The organism is Bradyrhizobium manausense (assembly GCF_018129685.1).
GTDB classification, from domain to species: domain Bacteria; phylum Pseudomonadota; class Alphaproteobacteria; order Rhizobiales; family Xanthobacteraceae; genus Bradyrhizobium; species Bradyrhizobium manausense_D.
Genome location: NZ_JAFCLG010000008.1, coordinates 57,388 through 78,919 on the forward strand (window position 1 = coordinate 57,388; position 21,532 = coordinate 78,919).

19 protein-coding genes, 1 tRNA gene and 1 pseudogene are annotated in these 21,532 nt (G+C 64.8%); 14 read left to right on the plus strand and 7 right to left on the minus strand.

The window, feature by feature from the left end; translation table 11 throughout:
- The first annotated feature begins 8 nt into the window (after positions 1 to 8).
- The 5 genes and pseudogenes from JQ621_RS20000 to JQ621_RS20015 all read left to right on the plus strand — a co-directional run bounded on the left by JQ621_RS20000 (position 9) and on the right by JQ621_RS20015 (position 9,276).
- A complete protein-coding gene (locus JQ621_RS20000) occupies positions 9 to 3,194 on the plus strand; it encodes an efflux RND transporter permease subunit (protein WP_212236389.1) in 3,186 nt (1,061 codons plus the stop codon).
- Positions 3,131 to 6,298: an efflux RND transporter permease subunit gene (locus JQ621_RS20005; RefSeq protein WP_212236390.1), complete on the plus strand. Its 3,168-nt coding sequence runs from the start codon at positions 3,131 to 3,133 to the stop codon at positions 6,296 to 6,298. Before JQ621_RS20000 ends, JQ621_RS20005 begins: the two co-directional genes overlap by 64 nt.
- A 115-nt stretch (positions 6,299 to 6,413) precedes the next feature.
- A pseudogene (locus tag JQ621_RS35490) lies at positions 6,414 to 6,890 on the plus strand (tetratricopeptide repeat protein); the annotation flags it as partial.
- Between the two features lie 48 nt (positions 6,891 to 6,938).
- Entirely contained in the window at positions 6,939 to 8,180 is a 1,242-nt protein-coding gene (locus JQ621_RS20010; RefSeq protein WP_249125431.1) for a tetratricopeptide repeat protein, read from the plus strand.
- A gap of 154 nt (positions 8,181 to 8,334) precedes the next feature.
- Positions 8,335 to 9,276 carry a sensor domain-containing diguanylate cyclase gene (locus JQ621_RS20015; RefSeq protein WP_212236392.1) on the plus strand — a complete coding sequence of 314 codons (942 nt, stop codon included), beginning with the start codon at positions 8,335 to 8,337 and terminating at the stop codon, positions 9,274 to 9,276.
- Between the two features lie 53 nt (positions 9,277 to 9,329).
- On the opposite strand, the gene JQ621_RS20020 is transcribed toward JQ621_RS20015, so the two are convergent.
- From JQ621_RS20020 to JQ621_RS20040, 5 genes are all read right to left on the minus strand, one after another.
- A complete protein-coding gene (locus JQ621_RS20020; RefSeq protein ID WP_212236393.1) occupies positions 9,330 to 9,833 on the minus strand; it encodes a methyltransferase family protein in 504 nt (167 codons plus the stop codon).
- Between the two features lie 127 nt (positions 9,834 to 9,960).
- On the minus strand, positions 9,961 to 10,224 hold the full coding sequence (locus JQ621_RS20025; protein WP_212236394.1) for a hypothetical protein: 264 nt from the start codon (positions 10,222 to 10,224) through the stop codon (positions 9,961 to 9,963).
- Positions 10,221 to 10,766: an RNA polymerase sigma factor gene (locus tag JQ621_RS20030; protein WP_212236395.1), complete on the minus strand. Its 546-nt coding sequence runs from the start codon at positions 10,764 to 10,766 to the stop codon at positions 10,221 to 10,223. Before JQ621_RS20030 ends, JQ621_RS20025 begins: the two co-directional genes overlap by 4 nt.
- Positions 10,767 to 10,771: 5 nt before the next feature.
- Positions 10,772 to 10,978: a YgaP family membrane protein gene (locus JQ621_RS20035; protein ID WP_212236396.1), complete on the minus strand. Its 207-nt coding sequence runs from the start codon at positions 10,976 to 10,978 to the stop codon at positions 10,772 to 10,774.
- A gap of 368 nt (positions 10,979 to 11,346) precedes the next feature.
- Positions 11,347 to 12,240 carry a LysR family transcriptional regulator gene (locus tag JQ621_RS20040; protein WP_212236397.1) on the minus strand — a complete coding sequence of 298 codons (894 nt, stop codon included), beginning with the start codon at positions 12,238 to 12,240 and terminating at the stop codon, positions 11,347 to 11,349.
- Between the two features lie 108 nt (positions 12,241 to 12,348).
- On the opposite strand from JQ621_RS20040, the gene JQ621_RS20045 reads away from it, so the two are divergent.
- Both JQ621_RS20045 and JQ621_RS20050 read left to right on the plus strand, forming a co-directional pair.
- Entirely contained in the window at positions 12,349 to 13,014 is a 666-nt protein-coding gene (locus tag JQ621_RS20045; RefSeq protein WP_212236398.1) for a peroxiredoxin-like family protein, read from the plus strand.
- 38 nt (positions 13,015 to 13,052) lie between these two features.
- On the plus strand, positions 13,053 to 13,331 hold the full coding sequence (locus JQ621_RS20050) for a Rossmann-fold NAD(P)-binding domain-containing protein (protein WP_212236399.1): 279 nt from the start codon (positions 13,053 to 13,055) through the stop codon (positions 13,329 to 13,331).
- A gap of 15 nt (positions 13,332 to 13,346) precedes the next feature.
- On the opposite strand, the gene JQ621_RS20055 is transcribed toward JQ621_RS20050, so the two are convergent.
- Both JQ621_RS20055 and JQ621_RS20060 read right to left on the minus strand, forming a co-directional pair.
- A tRNA-Arg gene (locus JQ621_RS20055) sits at positions 13,347 to 13,423 on the minus strand.
- A 256-nt stretch (positions 13,424 to 13,679) separates the two neighbouring features.
- Positions 13,680 to 15,146 carry a sensor histidine kinase gene (locus JQ621_RS20060; protein ID WP_212236400.1) on the minus strand — a complete coding sequence of 489 codons (1,467 nt, stop codon included), beginning with the start codon at positions 15,144 to 15,146 and terminating at the stop codon, positions 13,680 to 13,682.
- Positions 15,147 to 15,553: 407 nt separating this feature from the next.
- Between JQ621_RS20060 and rpmH the strand changes: the two genes are divergently transcribed.
- The 7 genes from rpmH to JQ621_RS20095 all read left to right on the plus strand — a co-directional run bounded on the left by rpmH (position 15,554) and on the right by JQ621_RS20095 (position 21,402).
- Positions 15,554 to 15,688, plus strand: a complete 135-nt coding sequence (gene rpmH / locus JQ621_RS20065) for a 50S ribosomal protein L34 (protein WP_008542748.1) — start codon at positions 15,554 to 15,556, stop codon at positions 15,686 to 15,688.
- 27 nt (positions 15,689 to 15,715) lie between these two features.
- Entirely contained in the window at positions 15,716 to 16,093 is a 378-nt protein-coding gene (gene rnpA, locus JQ621_RS20070; RefSeq protein WP_212236401.1) for a ribonuclease P protein component, read from the plus strand.
- Positions 16,094 to 16,108: 15 nt separating this feature from the next.
- On the plus strand, positions 16,109 to 17,953 hold the full coding sequence (gene yidC, locus JQ621_RS20075; protein WP_212236402.1) for a membrane protein insertase YidC: 1,845 nt from the start codon (positions 16,109 to 16,111) through the stop codon (positions 17,951 to 17,953).
- A gap of 151 nt (positions 17,954 to 18,104) precedes the next feature.
- Positions 18,105 to 18,758, plus strand: a complete 654-nt coding sequence (yihA, locus tag JQ621_RS20080; RefSeq protein WP_212236403.1) for a ribosome biogenesis GTP-binding protein YihA/YsxC — start codon at positions 18,105 to 18,107, stop codon at positions 18,756 to 18,758.
- On the plus strand, positions 18,758 to 19,117 hold the full coding sequence (locus JQ621_RS20085; protein WP_212236404.1) for a DUF423 domain-containing protein: 360 nt from the start codon (positions 18,758 to 18,760) through the stop codon (positions 19,115 to 19,117). Before yihA ends, JQ621_RS20085 begins: the two co-directional genes overlap by 1 nt.
- Before the next feature lie 255 nt (positions 19,118 to 19,372).
- On the plus strand, positions 19,373 to 20,260 hold the full coding sequence (gene argB, locus JQ621_RS20090; RefSeq protein ID WP_212236405.1) for an acetylglutamate kinase: 888 nt from the start codon (positions 19,373 to 19,375) through the stop codon (positions 20,258 to 20,260).
- 155 nt (positions 20,261 to 20,415) lie between these two features.
- Positions 20,416 to 21,402, plus strand: a complete 987-nt coding sequence (locus JQ621_RS20095; RefSeq protein ID WP_212236618.1) for a DUF1036 domain-containing protein — start codon at positions 20,416 to 20,418, stop codon at positions 21,400 to 21,402.
- Positions 21,403 to 21,532 lie beyond the last annotated feature (130 nt).

Consider the following 21,532-nt stretch of genomic DNA (forward strand, 5'->3'; position numbering starts at 1 on the left):
GGTCCGCCATGTCCGCGCCCTTCATCCTCCGGCCGATCGCAACGACGCTGATGATCGTCGCGGTCGTGCTGCTGGGCATGCTCGGCTATCGTGAGCTGCCGATTGCGCCGCTGCCGAATGTCGACTTTCCCACCATCCAGGTGGTGACGCGCTATCCCGGCGCCTCCGCGACCGTCGTCGCAACCTCGATCACCGCGCCGCTGGAGCATTATTTCGGCACGATCTCCGGGCTGACGGACATGAGCTCGACCAGCTCCTATGGTTACAGCCAGATCACCCTGCAATTCGACCTGTCGCGCAAGATCGACGCGGCCGCGCAGGACGTGCAGGCGCGGATCAACGCGGCGGCGGGGTGGATTCCCGTCGAGCTGCTGCCGAGCCCGCCGACCTATCGCATGGTCAATCCCGCCGATACGCCGGTGCTGATCCTCGCGCTGACCTCGAAGACGATGCCGCTGCACGAGGCCAACGATCACGCCGCGACGATTCTCGTGCCGAAGCTCTCGCAGATCCCGGGCGTCGGCGCCGTCAGCATCGAGGGCGGGCAGACCCGCGCTGTGCGGCTGCAGATGAACCCGACCCGGCTCGCGGGGCTCGGCATGTCGCTCGACGACGTGCGCCGCGGTATCGCCGCCACCACCGCAGACAACCCGAAGGGCTCGCTCGACGGTCCGCGGCAGGCGTTTCACGTCGACACCAACGACCAGCTCTTCACGGCGGAGGCCTACCGGGATGCGGTGATCGCCTATCGCAACGGCGCGCCGGTGCTGCTGCGCGATGTCGGCACCGCCATCGACGGCGTCGAGGATTCCGAGCAGGCGGCATGGTTCCAGGGCGAGCGCGCCGTGCTGCTGGACATCCAGCGCCAGCCGGGCGCGAATACGATCGAGGTCGTCGATGCCATCAAGAGCATCCTGCCGAAGCTGCAGGATTCGCTGCCCGCGGCGCTGAAGATCTCCGTCGTCAGCGACCGCACCACGACGATCCGGGCCGCGATCCACGATGTGCAGTTCACGCTGGTGCTGACGGTCGCGCTGGTGGTGCTCGTGATCTTCATTTTCCTGCGCAAGCTGTGGGCGACCGTGATCCCGAGCGTCACGCTGCCGGTGTCGCTGATCGCGACCTTCGGCGTCATGGCGCTGTGCGGTTTCAGCCTCGACAACCTTTCGCTGATGGCGCTGACGATCGCCTCCGGCTTCGTCGTCGACGACGCCATCGTCATGATCGAGAACATCGCGCGCTATGTCGAGGACGGCGAGGATCCGCTTCAAGCGGCCCTGAAGGGCGCCCGGCAAATCGGCTTTACCATCGTCTCGCTGACGATCTCCCTGATCGCCGTCTTCATCCCGCTGCTGCTGATGGGCGGCGTGGTCGGCCGGCTGTTCCGGGAATTTGCCATCACGCTGTCCTTTGCCGTCGTGATCTCCGGTCTGGTCTCGCTGACGCTCACGCCGATGATGTGCGCGCATCTGCTGCAACGCGAGGACCCCGACGCGCGGCACGGCTTTCTGTTCCGCATCAGCGAGCGCGGCTTCGACGCCTCCGCCAGCTTCTATCTGTGGGGGCTGGACTGGGTGCTGAGGCACCGCAACCTCACGCTGGCGTTCACCATGCTCACATTGGTCGCGACCGGGATCCTGTACGTCGCGATCCCCAAGGGATTCCTGCCCCTGCAGGACACGGGCCTGCTGATCGGCACGACCGATGCGGCCCAGGACATCTCCTTTGCCGCGATGGCCGAGCGGCAGCAGCAGCTCGCCGCAATTGTCGCGCGCGACGGCGATGTCGTCACGGTCGGCAGCTTCGTCGGCATCGGCTCCGTCAACACGACGCTGAACAGCGGCCGGCTCTATATCGATATCGGCAGCCCCGACGCGCGGACATCGTCCGCGGCCGCCGTGATGGCGCGGCTGCAGCACGCGGTCGAGGGCGTCCATGGCATCACGCTGCACCTGCAGCCGGCGCAGGATCTGCAGATCGAATCGCGCGTCGCGCGCACGCAATACCAATATGCACTGCAGGATCTCGACGAGGACGAGCTTCGGCTCTGGAGCCGACGCCTGGTCGAGGCGCTGCGCCAGCGGCGGGAGCTTGCCGACGTCGCCGACGATCGCCAGGACGAAGGCCTGCAGATGTCCGTCACCGTGGACCGGCAGCTCGCGGCCAGCTACGGCGTCAGCCTGAACACGATCGACCAGACGCTGTATGACGCATTCGGACAGCGCCAGATCGCAACGGTGTTCGGCCCCCTCACCCAGTATCACGTGATCCTCGAGGTCGATCCGGCCTTGCGCAACGACCCTGATATCCTCGGCAAGATCTATCTGACCGCGGCAGCCGCCCAGGCCAGCAGCATCGATCAGCAGACCAGCGGCTTCAGCGGCGCCTTCAGCAAGGCCTCCGCGCCGGTGCCGCTGTCGGCCTTCGCCAGGATCGAGCGCCAGCACGCGCCCCTTCTGATCTCGCACCAGGGCCTGTTCCCGGCCACGACGATCTCGTTCAACCTGGCGGACGGCGTTTCGCTGAGCCAGGCGACGGAGGCGCTGCGCCAGACCGAACGCGACATCGGACTGCCCGACGCGGTCACGACCAAACTGGTTGGCACGGCCGCCGAATTCGCCAACTCTCTCACAGACGAGAAGTGGCTGCTGCTGGCCGCGATCGTGACCGTCTACCTGATCCTCGGCATGCTCTATGAGAGCTACATCCACCCGATCACGATCCTGTCGACATTGCCATCAGCCGGCATCGGCGCGCTATTGGCGCTGATGCTGTACCGGCTGGATCTCAACCTGATCTCGCTGATCGGCATCATCCTCCTGATCGGCATCGTCAAGAAGAACGCCATCATGATGGTGGACTTTGCACTTGCGGCCGAGCGCGAGGACGGCGCCTCCTCGTTCGACGCCATCAGGCAGGCCTGCATCCTTCGCTTCCGTCCGATCATGATGACGACGATGGCCGCGCTGTTCGGCGCGCTGCCGCTTGCGATCGGCGCAGGCACGGGTTCCGAGCTGCGCCAGCCGCTCGGCATCTCCATCGTCGGCGGCCTGGTCGTCTCCCAGGTGCTCACGCTCTATACGACGCCCGTCGTCTATCTGGCGTTTGCCTCGCTGCGCACGCGGTTCGGATGGCGATCCGCATCAACAGGCGATCCGGCGGCGATGCCGCAGGCCGAGCGGCCGGCACCGTGAGCATCACCGCGCAATTCGTGCTGCGGCCGGTGGCGACGACGCTGCTGATGATCGGCGTGTTCCTGCTCGGTTGCGTCGCCTATGTCCGTCTGCCGATCGCCTCGGTGCCGGCGGTGGAACGGCCCACGATCGGAATTTACGCGCCTTTCCCGGGCGCAAGCCCGGCAACAGTCGCCAATGCGCTATCGCAGCCACTCGAGACCACGCTGGCGTTGATCCCGGGCGTGACGGAAATTACCTCCTTCAGCGCCATGGGCGGCACCAGCATCACGGTGCAGTTCGAGCTCTCCGTGGATGTCGATGCCGCCGCCGGCGCGGTGCAGGCCGCCATCAACTCGGCTGGGCCGAACCTGCCGAAAGGCCCTTGGCCGCCGACCTATTGGAAGGCGAACCCGGCGGGCTTCGCAGTCGTGGCGCTCGCCCTGACCAGCGACGTGTTCACCCCAGGCGAGGTCTACAGCCTGGCCGACGGCGTGATCGCGCCAAAACTGTCGCAATTGCCCGGCGTCGCGCGGATCAACGTGACGGGCGCAGAGCGAAGCGCGGTGCGCATCCAGGTCTCTCCGGCCCGACTCGCCGCGATGAACCTGTCGCTGGAGGCGGCGCGCGTCGCCGTCCTCAATGCATCGCAGAACCTGCCCAAGGGCGCGGTTTCGGTCGACGGTCAGCGCCTCACCATCGAAGCCAACGACCAGCTGCTCCAGGCGGTCGACTATCGCGGTATCGTGCTGGCCTGGCGTAACGGCGCCCCGGTTCGTCTGGGCGACGTCGCTGACGTCACCGACAGCGTCATCAACAACCGGCTTGCCGGCTGGTACGGCACCGAGCGCGGCGTCGTGTTGTTCATCTACAAGCAATCGGACGCCAACATCGTCGAGACGGTCGATGCCATCAAGTCCGAGTTGCCGGAAATCCAGCGCTGGCTGCCGCCCGGCATCAAGCTGCATACGATCTATGACCGCACCACGCTGATCCGGGCTGCCGTGAACGACGTCAAGCTCACCCTTGTGATCGCCTCCGCGCTCGTCGTGCTCGTCATCGCGCTGTTCCTCAGGCGGTTCTGGGCCACCATGATCCCGAGTGTCACCATTCCCGTCTCGCTGGCCGCGACGCTGTTCGTGATGAATTTGTGCGGCTTCAGCCTCGACAATCTGTCGCTGATGGCGCTCACCATCGCCGCCGGTTTCGTCGTCGACGACGCCATCGTCATGATCGAGAACATCATCCGCCGCATGTCCGAAGGCGAGCCGGCGCTGCAGGCCGCGATCAACGGTAGCAGGCAGATGGCATTCACGGTCGTCGCCATCACCGTCGCCCTGATCGCGGCGCTGATCCCGATCCTGTTCATGCCAGATGTGGTCGGGCGTTATTTCCGCGAATTCGGCGTGACGCTGGTGGTCGCCATCGTATCCTCGGCGGCGATCTCGCTGACGCTGACGCCGATGATGTGCGGGCATCTGCTCGATCGCGGCCGGCAGCGGTTGCATAATCCCGACGCGGACGGCGGACACCGCAGCTTTTACGCCCGCAGTCTCGACTGGACGCTGCGCCGCCGCTTTCTCACCGTCCTGATGATAACGGCCCTGACGGGGGCCAGCGTCTGGCTCTATCTGAAACTGCCGAAGGGTTTCATGCCGACCCAGGATACCGGCGTGATGTTCGTGCGGACCGTAGCACCCTCGAACATCTCGTTCCTGTCCATGGAAGACCGGCAGCGGGCCGTCGGCGAAGCGATCCTGCAGGATCCCGCGATCTCGGGCCTGACGTCCTATATCGGCGAAGGCAATGGCAACGCCCTCAGCGTCGGGCAGATGCTGGTCGCGCTGAAGCCGCCGGAGGTTCGCAAGCTGTCGATCCAGCAGGTCATTGCACGATTGCGCGAGCGCATGAACCAGATTGACGGCGTCCGGGTGTTCTTCGTGCCGCTGCAGGATCTCAATCTCGGCGTCCAGTCCGGCGGATCGCGTTTTCAATATACGCTTTGGGGCATCGACGAGGAGGCGGTGATACGCGCCGCCGAAAGCATGATCCGGCGCGTCCGCGGCATTCCCGACATCATCGACGTCATCGCGAGCTGGGAGACCGGGGGCCTGCAGGCCGGCCTCACCATCGACCGCGTTCGCGCCGCGATGCTCGGCGTCACGCCCGTTGCGGTCGACAATACGCTCAACGACGCCTTCGGCCAGCGTCAGATCAATCTTCTCTATTTGCCGACCAACTTCGCCCGCGTGATCTTCGAGGTCGAACCGCAGGCCGCGAGCGGCCCCGACTCCATGAGCCAGATCTACGTCCCGAGCGCCAGCGGCAAAGCCGTGCCGCTCGCCGCCCTGACCAAGCCGCAGCGCGCGCACGCCGCGATGTGGGTCCGTCACAGCGCCCAGTTTCCGGCCGCGACGATCTTCTTCGACATCAAGCCCGGCACGTCGATCGGCGACGCCATCGCCTCGATCCGCAAGGAGGAGGCCGACGCAAAGCTGCCCGACGACATCAAGGCGGAATTTCGCGGCGAGGCCAAGGAAGCCGACAGGTCGATCGTCAAGCAGGCGGCCCTGTTCGGAGCGGCCCTGATCGCGATCTACCTCGCGCTCGGCATGCTCTACGAGAGCTACGTCCATCCGTTGACGATTCTCTCGACCCTGCCGCCGACCGCCTTCGGCGCGCTGGTTGCGCTGTGGGCGACGGGAACGCAGTTCACGCTGGTCACCACCATCGCCTGCATCCTGCTGGTCGGCATGGTGATGAAGAACGCCATCATGATGGTCGACTATGCCCTCGATGCCGAGCGGCATCGCGGCATCAGTGCCCGCGACGCCATCCTGCTCGCGGCACGGCTGCGGGCGCGGCCGATCACCATGACGATGCTGGCGGCATTCCTGAGCGCGGTCCCGATCGCCTTCGGCACCGGCCCCGGCTTCGAGATCCGCCAGCCGCTCGGCATCACCATCATGGGCGGCCTCGTCGTCGCGCAGCTGTTCACGCTGTATTCGACGCCGGCGATGTACCTGGTCCTGGACAGGCTGCGGCGGCGGAAGCGGGTGGTCGCGGGTCCGGCACGCGCAACCGGCATCTCCCCGGCTTCGCCACTTCCGGATCTCAACGGCTGAGACACCAACGCTTTTTCGGAGCGCCGCAAGCCCCGCGCAATCTCGCGCTGCTGAGGTCGAATCATCGGCTGCCGCGTTTCGGGCGGCCACTCGCCATTGATGGGACCGGGCAGCGATGAGCACAGCAGCCGCCTTTTGCGAAGCGGGTCTTGCGCATTTCCGGGCGGGGCGGCATCTCGACGCGCGTGCCTGCTGCCAGCAGGCCCTCGGAATCGATGCTTATAATACCGACGCCCAGCATCTCATCGGGCTGCTGCATCTCGAGGCCGGGCAATACAGCGACGCCCTGGAATGGATCGTCCGCGCGATCCAGCGCGCACCCAAGCCCGAATATCTGGCGAGCTTCGCAAAAGTCCTGCAGCGGCATGGGCGCTGCGAGGAGGCGCTCAATGTCATCGACAAGGCAATCCAGCTTCGGCATGACGACTCCGGCTTGTGGTGCCAACGCGGTGAGATCTTCGTCCAACTTGCGCGCCTCGACCAGGCTCTGCAAAGCTATCAGCAAGCGCTCAAGCGCGATCCGCAGCATCACGACGCGCTTTTTGGATGCGGGATTCTCCTCCACAAGCTTGGGCGAAACGAGGAGGCTCTCGCGCGCCTCGATCACAGCAACAGGCTGTTCCCGGACCATGCCCACACCTTGCGGACACGCGCTTGGGTTCTCTACTGTCTGAAGCGGTTCGAGGAGTCCGCTGACGACGGACTGCGGGCGCACCAGCTCGATCCCTACAATGCCGAGATATGCAACAATCTGGGTCTTGCGCTGAGGCGGCTCCGCCGGAACGACGAGGCGCTGGCGTGGTTCGAAAAGGCCATCGAGATCGAGCCGCGCTTTGCCGATGCCTTCGACAACAGGCTGGTCGCGCTGTTCCACCTGCATCGCTTCGACGAACTGTTCGCGCTGTCCGATCGCATGAGGTCGCTGGGGCTCAGCAATGAGGTGACGGCGTGGAACGTGTCGCTGGCGCATCTGCTGACCGGCAATTTCGGCGCCGGCTGGCGCGGACACCAGACCCGGTCGAAACTGCCCTCGTCGAGATATCCGCGGTTTCAGCAGCCGATGTGGCTCGGTGAGGAAAGCGTCGCGGGACGGACAATCCTGATCGCGGCAGACGAGGGATTGGGCGACACCATTCACTTCGCCCGCTACATCCCGAAGCTGGCCGAGCAAGGTGCGCGCGTTCTCCTTGCCGTTCAGGATCCGCTGCACCTGTTGATGTCGAACTTGAGCGGAGCCTCTCGCTGCGTGCCGATGTCGGCCATGGGCACACTGCCGGCGTTCGATCTGCACTGCCCGATCTCCAGCCTTCCGCTCGCCTTCAAGACCCGGCTCGATACGATTCCGTCGGAACCCTATCTGCCCTCGCCTCCCGGCAGCCTTGTTCAGGCCTGGGAGACCAGGCTTGGTCCTCGCACCAGGCTCCGGGTCGGCCTCGCCTGGTCGGGCGATCCTTCCCACGTGAATGACGAGACGCGCTCGATTCCGCTGCGGACGCTGTCCCGCATCCTCGACGTCGATGCCGACTTTGTCAGCCTGCAGAAGGCCCCGCGACCGCATGACGCGGCCGTGCGGGAGAGAAGCGACATCGTCGACCTGACCGCCGAGCTCACCGACTTCACCGATACCGCCGCCTTGATCGGCTGCCTCGACCTCGTGATCACCGTCGACACCAGCGTGGCCCATCTCGCCGGCGCCCTTGGCCGCCCGACCTGGATCCTGCTGCCCTGGACGCCCGACTACCGCTGGCTGCTCGACCGCACCGACAGCCCCTGGTATCCGAGCGTGCGCCTGTTCCGCCAAACCGAGACGCGCGAGTATGAGAGCGTGCTGGACCGCATCCGCGACGAATTGCGGGCGCTGGCCGCCGGCTTCGGACATTGACGTCGAGCGGGGCGAAGATCGCCCGCCGCGGCCAAATTTACCGTTCAGTGCGCCTGTTCCTCCCCGAATATAGAATTCGTTAACGCAGCAGCCCTAGCCTTTAAGTGCTTCTTCACGTCTTTGGGCAAAATCGGGACATGCTGCCGGACCGTCGATGACAGAACACCATGCTGCCTCGGCTTTGCCGGACGAGGTTCGCGTACGGCTCTATGATCAGGCCCTGACTGGCGCGCGCATCGGCGCGTGGGAATGTGAGCTCGAGACCGAGCGCCTGAGCTGGACCCAGGGTGTCTACGACATCTTCGGTTATCCCGAGAGCAACCCGTTGCGGCGCGCCAACATCGTCGACCTCTACATCGACGAATCCCGGCGCCACATGGAGCTCGCGCGTGCCGAGGTGATCCGGAGCGGCGCGCCGGTCACGCTCGACACCGAGATCAGAACCTGGCGCGGCGAAAGCCGCTGGATGCGGCTTTCGATCAACGCGGTGCGCGACGGCGGAAGACCGCTGCGGATCTTCGGGTCCAAACAGGACATCACCTCCGACCGACGGGCTCTCGATAACCTGCGCCTGCAAGCCGAGACCGATCCGCTCACGGGGCTGGCCAATCGCTCGATCTTTCAGGCCCGCTACCGCGACGTCATCAACGACAGCCTGAATCATGGCTTCGCGTCGGCGCTCGTGCTGATCGACCTCGACGGCTTCAAGCAGCTCAACGACACGTTCGGTCATCTCGCCGGAGACGCATGCCTGTGCGAGGTCGCCCAGCGCTTGCGCCGGGCCTTCCACAATGCCGGCCTGGTCGGCCGGCTCGGCGGCGATGAATTCGCGATCATCCTGCGCGCCCCGACCGAGCCTGCGCGGATCGCACGCGTGCTGCAAAAGACCGTCATGATGTTGAGCCGCCCGCTGTTCTGGAACGGTCTTCGCCTCGAAGTCAGCGCCTCGATCGGCGCTGCCCTGATCGGCCGCCCGCACCGCCGCCGGATCGTCGAACTGTTCGCCGAGGCCGACATCGCGCTCTATGACGCGAAGGCCGCCGGCCGCAACCGCGTTCGCCTGATCGGCGACGAGAAGCAGGACCTTGCGGCCTAGCGCAGGTGGCGCCGTTTGTTGCAGTCCGCATCGAGCCGCTTGCAGCGATTCCTCTATGCGGCTCGCCATGGCGTCAACCGCGGAATCCAGCGCGGCACATTGGTTCGAAAGCTCTCATACGCCGTGCCGAAGGTTTGCTCGAGCGCCGGCTCTTCGATCATCACCACCCAGACATGAAAGAAAAGCCAAAGCGCCGTGCCGTACCACAGCAGACGCCGGTCACCAAACAAGACAGCCTGACCGAGAATGACTGCGACGACCGCGATGTAGATCGGATTTCGCACGTAGCGATAAAGGCCAGTCGCGACGAGCTTTTGTGGCGGCGCGATCGGGGCCGGCGTCCCCAGCCCCTCCAGCGCAAAACGGGCAAATGAATCCACCACTCCGGGCACTCCGGCGATGATCAATATTCCGCCGAGGATGCGGGTGAGATCGACACCGAAAAAAGCCGGCCGGAATTCCCACTGCGTGACCCACCATGGGATGATGCCTGCCAGCACCAGCGGCGCCACGACGAAGAACAGCGCGGAGCCCAAGACGGCAATTGCCTTCGACATTGCGTGCTCCCTGCGATCCGACAAGAACAGGTTGGCAATCACTTTCTGCTGCGAGCATTGAACGCGGCTCTGGAACGAGCTGTCGTCGACTTCTCTTTACCTCGGCCCTTCCAATACTGTCGCAATGTTAACGCAGCCATGTCCGGTCAGCCCGTTCAACGGTTGAATCGCGAACGCCTTGCGAAAGCGTCTCGATGAGGCCCATTGTCCAGCACATCGGGCATCCGCGTAGCGCGACGAGGGCGGCAACGCCCGCGCCCAGGGACAGCCAAGGGAGGGCGGTCTGGTGGACGATGGCCCAAGCCAGGAGCGCCGCCGCAGACAGCCCGCGTATCAGGTGTGCGCCGAGGTAGGAGCTGCCGAACATGCCCACGCCACGAAAGTAATTCATGTGCTCTCTCGTCCGTTGTCCGTTGTGCCAAGCAGATATTCGCGCACCAATGCGCGGGCGCGGCGCAGGCGGCTTTTGGCCGCTTCCCGCGTCACGCCGAGCCGCCCGGCGATTTCCCCAATCGTCAGATCCTCGAGATCTCGCAGCAGCACCACTTCGCGATCGGATGGCGAAAGCGACTCGATGGCGTTGACCAGGTCCATGCGCAACTCGTCCGGCGGGACTTTTGCGAGCTCGCGTGACTCTTCCAGGCTGGTGAGTTCCTCGACCCCGCGCATCAGCATGAGCGCCGGCAACATGCAAAGGCGCGCGATGACAGTCACCAGCCAGCCGGCGAGCGCGGCCGGACTGCGGACCGTGCCCACGCGCCGGTACACGACGATGAGCGCTTCCTGCACCACATCTTCGATGATCGAGGTGCGATGGCATTGGCGCCGGGCGTAGCGTCGAATGTCCGGCTGCAGCGCCACCAATAGCTGTGTCAGCGCGTGCCGGTCACCCGACTGTGCCGCGAGCAAGAGATCGTCTGAGACGCGCGCCACAGCAGTCACCCCCTCGGTGGCTCGCGCCCGGCGACGGCGCAGGCAGGGCAGTAGCCGAACACGCCGGTGGCCAGCGTCGCGACACCCACGCCGCTGAGCAGTAGCCCGAGCGGCGAAGCGTGCAGCGCAACCACGCCGCAGATGAGCATCAAACCCCCGCCGATCAGCCTGGCCGCGCGCTCCCGCCCGCCGACGTTCTTCCTATACCACATGGTTCTGCCCTCCGTTTCGTGACGCGCCACTACGGCGCATTCACTTAGACAAGAGGGCCCGAACGTCGCGCCGGGGTCGCGGCAAGAAAAATAATTTGAGGGGGTGGCCACTTCGGATTGGGGGCCATCGCTGAGCTGAAAGCCACGCGCGACCAGGCCCGCCTTGACGCAGAGAGGGCGGTGGATGCGATCGAACGGGGCCGACGATTACGTCACAGACCCTCAAAACCTTCCAAGCGCAACAACGGCAGGTTTTGGAGTGCCCAGTTCTGGACCGAAATGGCGCGCCATTCAGAATAAAAGCGCGAACTCTTATACTGTTGAAATTTTGCTGTAATTCCAGGAAGGCAAGGGACGTGGGTGCCAGCCTAGGCAGCCGACCATTTGGCGGATTCGGCGACAAGGAAATCGGCGAAGGTCCTTGCGGAGGGTTTGGCGCCTCTGCCGTCGGGAAACACGGCATGCAGTTCAACCGACCCCATATCCCAGTCGGCTAACACCCGAACGAGGGAGCCGTTCTCGATCTCGCCTCTGCAACCGACGCTCGCCATCGAGGTCAGGCCGAGGCCGGCAACTGCTGCTGCTGTGGCGACTTCATTGACGGTCGCCGTCAGCCGGCCACCCACTCGCACCGACGTCGCCTTGCCGTTCTTGCGGAACGTCCAGGCGGGACCGAGGCGCGACGGTCCCACGATGACGGAATGTGCTGCGAGGTCGGCGGGCGTCTGGGGAACGCCGAACCGTTCGAGATAGGCCGGCGAGGCGACAATCACGCGTGGCCATGCCGCGATACGACGCGCCACTGCCGTCGAATCCGGAAGCGACCCGAATCTCAGCCCGATATCGATGCTTTCGCTCACGAAGTTCTGCCGCATGTCGTCGGCCAAGAGCTCGACGCGCAGCGCCGGATGCTTGTCCATGAAAACTGGAAGGCGCGGCGCGATCTCCCGGATCGCGAAGGTGGATGAAAGGCCGACCCGTAAAATGCCGCGCAATTCGCCGGTCCCGCGCACCGCGTATTCGGCTTCGTCGAGCGCGCTGAGGATCGGTTCGACCCGCGCCAGAAAGTCGGCGCCGGCCTCGGTCAGGGTGACGGCCCGCGTCGTGCGTGTGAACAGAGGCGCGCCCATCTTGCGCTCGAGGGCCGCAATCGTGCGGGACACCGTCGGCTGAGGGATGTTCAGTTCGCGGCCTCCGGCCGAGAAGCTCCCCCGCCGGGCAACGCGAACGAACAGACGCAACGATGAGAGATGATCATTCATGGCCCTGATGAATAACTCAAAGCCATATTCTTCGTCTATCGCGTTCGATTTGAATAAAGCACTTTCCCCGTCGCCGGACGCAGATGCGTCCCAACCGAGGAAAATGCGATGTCCCTTCAAGACAAACTGGATGCCCTCAAGACAAAATTCGAAACCGAAATGGCACCGCCTGACGTCGTGGCGATCATGCACCGCGTCACCGACGAACTGATCGCCTCAGGTCAGGCTGGCCGTGCGCTGCATGCCGGCGACCGCGCTCCGGTGTTTGCGCTGCCCGATCCAGACGGCAAGCTCGTATCCTCGCAGGACTTGCTGGCCAGAGGTCCGCTGGTCCTGACATTCTACCGCGGCGCCTGGTGCCCGTTCTGCAACCTCGATCTTCAGGCGCTCGAGGAGGTTCGGGCGGACATAGAAGCGCGCGGTGCGGTGCTTTTGGCCGTGTCCCAACAGACGGCTGCCAACAGCCGCAAGTCTCAGCGCAGCAACAAGCTCGGATTCCCCATTGTCGGCGACAAGGGCGGCGAACTGGCGGCGAAATTCGGCATCCGTTGGTACCTGCCCGAAGACCTGCAGGCGATCCACAAGCAGCTCGGCGCCGACCTCGTCGCCTTCAATGGTGAGGAGAGTTGGACGCTGCCGATGCCGGCGCGCTACGTGATCGGGCAGGACGGTGTCATCGCCTATGCGGAAATCAATCCGGACTATACGCGCCGGCCGGAGCCATCGGACGTGTTGCCCGTCCTCTATCGACTGAAGCGTTCGAGCGCGGCTTGACGCAGCCTTCCTCGAGCCTCAATCGGGGAACGAGTCGGATGTCCGGCTTTGCCGCAGATTGCATCCCCAGGCGACGACCGATCCTTGAGTGGCCGGCGCCTGGGGAACTCGCGCCCAAAGGAATCCACGTCTCGCATATCGTCATCGATGGAGGCGTGCGTAAGGCGACGGCCGGAAGTGTCGAAGGCGGCGATGCGGCGGATGACAGCTACCTCGATCCCGACGCGATCGCCCAGAGCAACATGCATGTCGTCAACCAACACCGCAGCGCGTGGACCTGGGAAATTGAGTTGAGGTCTTGGGTCGAGAAGTTCTAGACCCTCGTACCGAAATGGCGCGCCCGGAACGATTCGAACGTCCGACCCTCAGATTCGTAGTCTGATGCTCTATCCAGCTGAGCTACGGGCGCGTGTTTCGCAGACAGCGCGGGCCAAAGCCCGCAGGCAGCCTCCGGACAGCGCCGGAGGGGTGCGAAAGAGCGCTCTGACTAACCGCTCTTGCCGGCGTTGGCAAGGTCTGCGTCGGCGGTATTTTGGGACATTTCCGCCTCATAGGCCGTCATTCCGGGGCGCGACGAAGTCGCGGGCCCGGAATCCAGAACCACCAGCCGGACATGGATTCCGGGCCCGGCCCATTCGGGCCGTCCCGGAACGACGAAAGAAGACTTAAGCCCTTGCCCGCTCATTGCGGATGGAGAGGAGTTCCACGGGGCGATCGGGGATCACAATCCGGAAAGTGGCGCCGATGGTGCCTTCGACCAGATGGATGTCGCCGCCATGGGCGCGAACCAGTTCGGCGGCAATGGCAAGGCCGAGCCCACTGCCGCCGGGGCGGCCGGAGGTCTGGAATGCCTCGAACAAATGCGCCCGGGTCTGCTCCGGCACGCCGGGGCCGGTATCCGAGACCTCCAGGATCGCGACCGCGCCTTCGCGCTTTCCGGTGATCCTGATCTGCTGCGGGCCGCCGTCGCCGGAGGCGTGGCTCTCGAGCGCCTGGGCGGCGTTGCGCACGAGGTTGAGCAGCACGCGGAACAGCTGGTCGGGATCCGCATCCACCGCAAGGCCGCGCTCGATCGCGGCGACCCAGGCGATCGAAGCGTCGTTGGCGAGGCCCGCGGTCTCGCGCACCTCGAGCACGATGGGCTCGATCAGCATCATGCGGCGGTCGGGCGCAGCCTCCTGCGCGCGACCGTAGGACAGCGTCGACTGGCAGAACGCGATGGCGCGCTCGAGCGAGCGCACCAGCTTCGGTGCAAAGCGCTGCACCCTGGGATCGGGCACGCTGGCGAGTTGATCCGACAAGAGCTGCGCCGAGGCCAGAAGGTTGCGCAGATCGTGGTTGATCTTGGAGACGGCAAGGCCGAGCGCGGCAAGCCGGCTCTTCTGGTGCAGCATCGACATCAGGTCGCGCTGCATGTCCGACAATTCGCGCTCGGCGACGCCGATTTCGTCACTGCGCTGGCTCGGCACGATGATCCGCGCCGAACTCTCGGGATTCTCGTGGAAGCCGATCAGGCTTGCGGTCAGCCGCCGCATCGGCCGCACGAAGAGATAGTGCAGCGCCAGATAGACGAGGCCCGCGGTCAACACGCCGATGATCAGCGCAACCACCACGACGTTGCGGGAGAAGCGGTACATCGACTGCCGCAGCGGCAGCTCGTCGGTGACGATCTCGATGAACTGGGCACTGCCGACGCCGGGGCCGACGATGCGGATCGGCTGATTGCCGGTCTCCAGCATCATCTGGAACGAGCCGGTGATGGCGTGCCACACCGTCATGTCGCGCAGATCGACGTCGTGCTCGATCGTCGCAGGCAGATTGTCACTGGCAAGCAGGCGGCGCTGCTGGCCCATCTTGATCGCGACCGCGCGCGCATTGATGCTTTTCAGGATCTGCCGCGACAGCGATTCCGGCACCATGCCGAGCGGCGCCGCATCGAGCACCAGCGCCGCCGTGTTGGCGGCGGCGACGCGGTCATTGAGCCGGTTGACCCAGAAGTTGGCGATCGCGGGCACGTAAAGCAGGATGGCCGCGATCATCACGAGGGGAACGGTCAGCAGCAACAGCTTGCCGGACAGGCCAAGCCCGCCCGGCCCACGGGTCCGCGTCACCGGCCCGTCCGGCTGGTCCATTGACCGATCCGGATCCTGATCGGGATTCCGGGTCGACTGGAGGTCTGTCGCTGCCACGAAACGAGCCCCTGCTGGCTTTGGCTTTCGGAGGATGCGATCCGCCCCGGAGGCCGGTCAAATTACGGATCGCTAATCTGCCAATGTGTGATGTAAGTGCCGATCCGGCGAGTCGCCAGCTCAAGGGTTAAAAACCCCAAGGAAACAGCGATATTCACCGGACCTGTGCGGTCTTGCGGCGTTGACGAGCACGAGACGCTCGCATATAAGCCGCGCAAATTGTCCGCGATGACCCGGTGCGACACCGGGAGCGGCTCTTCTGGGGCCGTAAATGGCCCGTTTTGGGCCGCATCTTCCGGACTTTACCATCAATTCTACAGGCAAATTGCCCGGTCAGCGGAGAAAAACCCGTGAAGCGGACTTATCAACCCAGCAAACTGGTGCGCAAGCGCCGCCACGGCTTCCGGGCCCGTCTTGCGACCGCAGGCGGTCGCAAGGTTCTGGCTGCCCGCCGCGCGCGCGGCCGCAAGCGTCTGAGCGCCTGAGCCGGACCCCCTTTTTGGGATTTCATCATGGATCGGCTGAGGCAGCGGGCGGATTTCCTCGCCGTTGCCAATGGCGCGCGGGTGAATAGTCCCGCGTTCGTCCTGCAAAGCCGCCGTCGCGATGACAGCGGCCCGATCCGGATCGGCTTCACCGTTACCAAAAAGAACGGCAACGCCCCCGAACGCAATCGTATCCGGCGCCGGCTTCGCGAATTGGTGAAGCGGCTCGATCCGGTGTCGATGCAACCCCATCATGATTATGTGCTGGTCGGTCGCAGGGACGCGCTTTCGCGCGACTTCGCGATCATGCTCGACGACCTTCGCACGGCGTTCACGAGGCCCACGCGGCGGGCGAAGGGACGCGGGCCGGAGCCCGCCCCTGCCGCCAGCCGCAAACCGGATTGATGACGAGACCCAGTGATGACTGACAATCGCAATACCATCCTCGCCGTCATTCTGTCCGGCCTGGTGCTGATCGCCTGGCAGTACTTCTACAACGTCCCGGCGATGGAGAAGCAGCGCGCCCAGCAGCAGGCCCAGGCCGAGCTGCAAAAGACCAATCCGCAGCCGACGGCGTCCGCGACGCCGGGCGCCACGCCGCAGGCCGGCAACACGACGCCGACCACAGCGCCCGGCGCGACCCAGCAGGCCCAGCCGACCGTCAGCCGCGACACCGCGATTGCCGCGAGCCCGCGCGTCAAGATCGACACCCCGCGCCTCGTCGGCAGCATCTCGCTGAAGGGCGGCCGGATCGACGACCTCGCGCTGCTGCAGTTCCGCGAGACGGTCGACCCGAAGTCGCCGCCGATCATTCTCTATTCGCCCTCGGGCACGGCTGAGCCCTATTACGCCGAGTTCGGCTGGGTGGCCGCGACAGGCGTCACGTCGAAGATGCCTGACGCGCAGACCGTCTGGCAGCAGGACGGCAACGGCAGCCTGACGCCGACAACGCCGGTGGTGCTGAAGTGGGACAACGGCGAAGGCCTCAGCTTCCGCCGCACCATCGCGATCGACGATCATTATCTCTTCACCGTCAAGGACGACGTCAGCAATGTCGGCAATTCGCCTGTTACGCTCTACCCGTTCGCGCTGATCTCGCGTCACGGCACACCGCAGGTCTCCGGCTATTACATCCTGCATGAAGGCCTGATCGGCTATCTCGATGGCCTGCAGGAATACGCCTACAAGAAGATCGACGAAGCCAAGTCGGTGAGCTTCAAGGCCACCAATGGCTGGCTCGGCATGACCGACAAGTACTGGGCCTCGGCGCTGCTGCCCGACACCAGCGCGCAGCTGCAGGCGCGGTTCTCCTCGAACCTCACCGGCAACGTCCACACCTATCAGACCGACTATCTGCTCGATCCCGTCACCGTCGCGATCGGCGGCACCGCGACCGCAAACGCTCGGCTGTTCGCCGGCGCCAAGGAAGCCGGCGTCGTCGGCGTGTTCCCGTTCGCCGGGCTCGGCGGCTACAACAAGGAGCTCGGCCTCAACCATTTCGATCTGCTGATCGACTGGGGCTGGTTCTACTTCATCACCAAGCCGATGTTCCTCGGTCTCGACTTCTTCTACCGCTTCTTCGGCAATTTCGGCATCTCGATCCTGCTCGTGACCGTGATCGTGAAGCTGCTGTTCTTCCCGCTGGCGAACAAGTCGTACGCCTCGATGGCGAAGATGAAGTCGATCCAGCCGCAGCTTCAGGCGCTCAAGGAGCGCTACCCTGACGACAAGGTGAAGCAGCAGCAGGAGATGATGGAGATCTACCGCAAGGAGAAGATCAATCCGGTCGCCGGCTGTCTTCCCGTGGTGATCCAGATTCCGGTGTTCTTCTCGCTCTACAAGGTGCTGTTCGTCACCATCGAAATGCGGCACGCGCCGTTCTTCGGCTGGATCAAGGACCTCTCGGCGCCCGATCCGACCAATCTGTTCACGCTGTTCGGGCTGATCCCGTTCGATCCCACGCAGCTTCCGCTGTTCGGCCATTACCTCGCGCTCGGCATCTGGCCGATCATCATGGGCATCACGATGTGGTTCCAGATGAAGCTGAACCCGACGCCGCCGGATCCGACGCAGCAGCTCATCTTCAACTGGATGCCGCTGATCTTCACCTTCATGCTGGCGGGCTTCCCGGCGGGCCTCGTGATCTACTGGGCCTGGAACAACACGCTCTCGGTGCTCCAGCAGAGCTTCATCATGCGCCGCAACGGCGTGAAGGTGGAGCTGTTCGACAATCTCAAGGCGACGTTCGCGAAGAAGGCGACGTAGCTTTTTGTAGAATTTGCTCCGCTGAAGTGGGCACAAATGCTTCCAAGTCGTCATGCCCGGGCTTGTCCCGGGCATCCACGTTTTGGACACTAGCTCTGAGGATAGACGATGGCCGGGACAAGCCCGGCCATGACGAGGATGGAATCTTCGCATGACCGACGACACAGATGCGAAGCTGATCGAGGCCGGACGAAAGCTGTTCGCGCGCGACTGGCAGTTCATCTGGGCTTCGCCCTCGATCCAGACGCTGCCGCCGATGGCGGGGCTCGAGATCGCCTTTGCCGGCCGCTCCAATGTCGGCAAGTCGAGCCTGATCAACGCGCTCACGGGGCGCAACGCGCTGGCGCGGACCTCGCATACGCCGGGCCGCACGCAGGAGCTGATCTTCTTCGAGGTGCCGGGAAAGGGCGACCTGCGCCTCGTCGACATGCCAGGCTATGGCTATGCCAAGGCGCCCAAGAGCCAGGTCGCGTCCTGGACCGAGCTGATCCACACATTCCTGCTGGGCCGCGCCTCGCTCGCGCGCGTCTATGTCCTCATCGACGCGCGGCACGGGCTCAAGGACGTCGATCAGGAGATCCTCGGGACGCTCGACCGCTCCGCCGTCAGCTACCAGGTCGTGCTGACCAAGGCCGACCAGGTGAAGGCGACCGAGCTTCAGACCTGCATTGCCGAAACCGAGGCCGCGCTCGCCAAACATCCGGCCGCGTTCCCGAACGTGATCGCGACCTCCTCGCGCAGCGCGACCGGCATGGAGAGCTTGCGCGCCGCGATGGCGAAATTGCTGGAAGAGCGGACCAAGTGATGACCCGCCTGCTGATCTCGCTCGCCGGCTTGATAGGCGCCGCAGGTGTCGCGCTGGCCGCCGCCTCCGCTCACGGCGCGGACGCCAGCCGGCTTGCCTCGGCAAGCGCCATGCTGCTGTTTCATGCAACTGCCGTATTGGCCTGTGTCGCCCTGCTCGCGCGCGGCCTTTTGCATGGCGGAATTGGCCTGGTGGCCGCATTCGGCTTCGTGATCGGCGCCGCGTTGTTCGCGGGCGACCTCACCTTGCGGCAATATGCCGGACATTCGCTGTTTCCATATGCGGCGCCGACGGGTGGAACGCTGATGATTGCAAGCTGGCTGGCGCTGACGCTGGCGGCGGTGGTGGCGCGGAAATAGCGGCTCTTTCTTACCCTCCCCTGGCGGGGGAGGGTCGGCTCATATTGAGCGCAGCGAAATGTGAGACGGGGTGGGGTGATCTCTCCACGCGGGCACCGCTTCAATGGTTAGACTGTCACCCCATCCCGCTACGCATTTCGCTTCGCTGCATGCGTAGCGACCCTCCCCCTCCAGGGGAGGGTAAGAGACCACTTTGCGCCTCGCCCGCCAATCGGATAGAACGCGCACCGACCGCCCCGCCAGCGAGACCGTGACATGACCGAAATCTCCCCGCTCGACCAGGCCCGCATCCTGTCCGAAGCGCTGCCGCACATGCAGCAGTACGACGAAGAAACCATCGTCATCAAATATGGCGGCCATGCCATGGGCGATGAGGAAACCGCCAAGAATTTCGCCCGCGACATCGTGCTGCTGGAGCAGACCGCGATCAATCCGGTCGTGGTGCATGGCGGCGGGCCGCAGATCGCGACCATGCTCAAGCGCCTCGGCATCGTCTCGGAATTCGCGGCGGGCCTGCGCATCACCGACGCCGCGACCATCGAGATCGTCGAGATGGTGCTCGCCGGCTCCGTCAACAAGCAGATCGTCGGCTACATCAACGAAGCCGGCGGCAAGGCCGTGGGCCTGTCGGGCAAGGACGCCAACATGGTGAAGGCGACCAAGACGACGCGCACCATCATCGATCCGGACTCGCATATCGAGAAAGCGGTCGATCTCGGCTACGTCGGCGACCCCGAAAAGGTCGATCTCACGCTGCTGAACCAGCTGATCGGCTACGAGCTGATCCCGGTGCTGGCGCCGCTGGCGACCTCCAGGGAAGGCCAGACGCTCAACGTCAACGCCGACACCTTTGCCGGCGCCGTCGCCGGTGCGCTGAAGGCCAAGCGCCTGCTGCTGCTCACCGACGTGCCCGGCGTGCTCGACAAGTCGAAGAAGCTGATCCCGCAGCTCTCGGTGAAGGACGCCCGCAAGCTGATCGCCGACGGCACCATCTCCGGCGGCATGATCCCGAAGGTCGAGACCTGCATCTACGCGCTCGAACAAGGCGTCGAGGGCGTCGTCATCATCGACGGCAAGATGCAGCACGCGGTGCTGCTCGAGCTCTTCACCAACACGGGCACGGGGACGCTGATCCATAAGTGATGAGGAGTGGACCAAGGAAAGCCGTCATGGCCGGGCTTGTCCCGGCCATCCACGACCTTTGGACCCGCACCAAGAATGTGGATGCCCGGGACAAGCCCGGGCATGACGAAAGGAGAGAGTCGAGGCGCCGCCGCTCTCCGCTCACCCGCTTCCTGATGACGCTGCCGGCCGCAGCCGTCTCGTTCTTCTTCTCCTCCGCACCGGCCTTTGCTGATCTGAAGATCTGCAACCGCATGTCCTATGTCGTCGAGGCCGCGATCGGCATCGACGACAAGTCGGCGACCGCGACGCGCGGCTGGTTCAGGATCGATCCTGCGACCTGCCGCGTCGTCGTGCAGGGCACGCTGACCGCCGACCGCATCCTGCTCAACGCGCGCGCGCTCGGCGTCTATGGTGCCTCCCCGATCCCGCAGAATGGCAACGACATGCTGTGCGTGGCGCAGGAGAATTTCGTCATCGCGGCCGCGCGGCAGTGCCGCAGCGGCCAGACGCAGGCCCCCTTCACCCAGATCACGCCGACGCAGGGTGACGACGGCAATCTCGTCGCCTATCTCGCCGAAGATTCCGAATATGACGACGAGCAGGCGCGGCTTGCCGGCATCCAGCGGCTTCTGGTGATCGCGGGCTACGATGTCGGCGCGATCGACGGCGTCGACGGCCCGAAGACGCAGGCCGCGCTCGCTGCGTTCCTGAAGAGCCGGGGGCTGCCCGCCGACGTGGTCTCCTCGCCGAATCTCTTCAAGACCATGGTCGAGGCGGCGCAAGCGCCCTCCCCGAATGGGCTCACCTGGTGCAACGACACGCCGCACAAGGTGATGGCCGCGGTCGCCACCGACGACGGCAAGTCCGTAACCAGCCGCGGCTGGTACCGTATCGATCCCAAGACGTGCCTGCACCCTGACGTAACAGGGCAACCCAAGCAGATCTTCAGCTTCGCCGAGGCTGTCGACAGCGACAACCGCGCCATCAAGCTGAAGGACAAGCCGCTGAACTGGGGCGGCGACAAGCAACTCTGCACCCGCGACACCAAGTTCGAAACCAACGAGCAAACCGATTGCGGCGCGCGCGGATTCGCGGCGACGGGATTTGGGGCGGTGGACATGAGCAGTGGCGGCAAGACGCTGCGGTTTGCGGTGCCGTGATGATGGCGCCTCTCTTTCCGCCGTCGTCCTGGCGAAAGCCAGGACCCATTACCCCAGGATCAGGTTTGGCGAAGAACGATGACCAGAGGGCCCCATTGATGGGCCGCGGAGTATGGGTCCTGGCTTTCGC

Coding starts and splice junctions, on each gene's coding strand:
- JQ621_RS20035 (WP_212236396.1), bottom strand. CDS start 10,978: ATGTGGTATAGGAAGAACGTCGGCGGGCGGGAGCGCGCGGCCAGGCTG.
- rnpA (WP_212236401.1), top strand. CDS start 15,716: ATGGATCGGCTGAGGCAGCGGGCGGATTTCCTCGCCGTTGCCAATGGC.
- JQ621_RS20000 (WP_212236389.1), top strand. CDS start 9: ATGTCCGCGCCCTTCATCCTCCGGCCGATCGCAACGACGCTGATGATC.
- argB (WP_212236405.1), top strand. CDS start 19,373: ATGACCGAAATCTCCCCGCTCGACCAGGCCCGCATCCTGTCCGAAGCG.
- JQ621_RS20025 (WP_212236394.1), bottom strand. CDS start 10,224: ATGAATTACTTTCGTGGCGTGGGCATGTTCGGCAGCTCCTACCTCGGC.
- yihA (WP_212236403.1), top strand. CDS start 18,105: ATGACCGACGACACAGATGCGAAGCTGATCGAGGCCGGACGAAAGCTG.
- yidC (WP_212236402.1), top strand. CDS start 16,109: ATGACTGACAATCGCAATACCATCCTCGCCGTCATTCTGTCCGGCCTG.
- JQ621_RS20015 (WP_212236392.1), top strand. CDS start 8,335: ATGACAGAACACCATGCTGCCTCGGCTTTGCCGGACGAGGTTCGCGTA.
- JQ621_RS20005 (WP_212236390.1), top strand. CDS start 3,131: ATGGCGATCCGCATCAACAGGCGATCCGGCGGCGATGCCGCAGGCCGA.
- JQ621_RS20095 (WP_212236618.1), top strand. CDS start 20,416: ATGACGCTGCCGGCCGCAGCCGTCTCGTTCTTCTTCTCCTCCGCACCG.
- JQ621_RS20060 (WP_212236400.1), bottom strand. CDS start 15,146: ATGGACCAGCCGGACGGGCCGGTGACGCGGACCCGTGGGCCGGGCGGG.
- JQ621_RS20085 (WP_212236404.1), top strand. CDS start 18,758: ATGACCCGCCTGCTGATCTCGCTCGCCGGCTTGATAGGCGCCGCAGGT.
- JQ621_RS20045 (WP_212236398.1), top strand. CDS start 12,349: ATGTCCCTTCAAGACAAACTGGATGCCCTCAAGACAAAATTCGAAACC.
- JQ621_RS20050 (WP_212236399.1), top strand. CDS start 13,053: ATGTCCGGCTTTGCCGCAGATTGCATCCCCAGGCGACGACCGATCCTT.
- JQ621_RS20020 (WP_212236393.1), bottom strand. CDS start 9,833: ATGTCGAAGGCAATTGCCGTCTTGGGCTCCGCGCTGTTCTTCGTCGTG.
- JQ621_RS20040 (WP_212236397.1), bottom strand. CDS start 12,240: ATGAATGATCATCTCTCATCGTTGCGTCTGTTCGTTCGCGTTGCCCGG.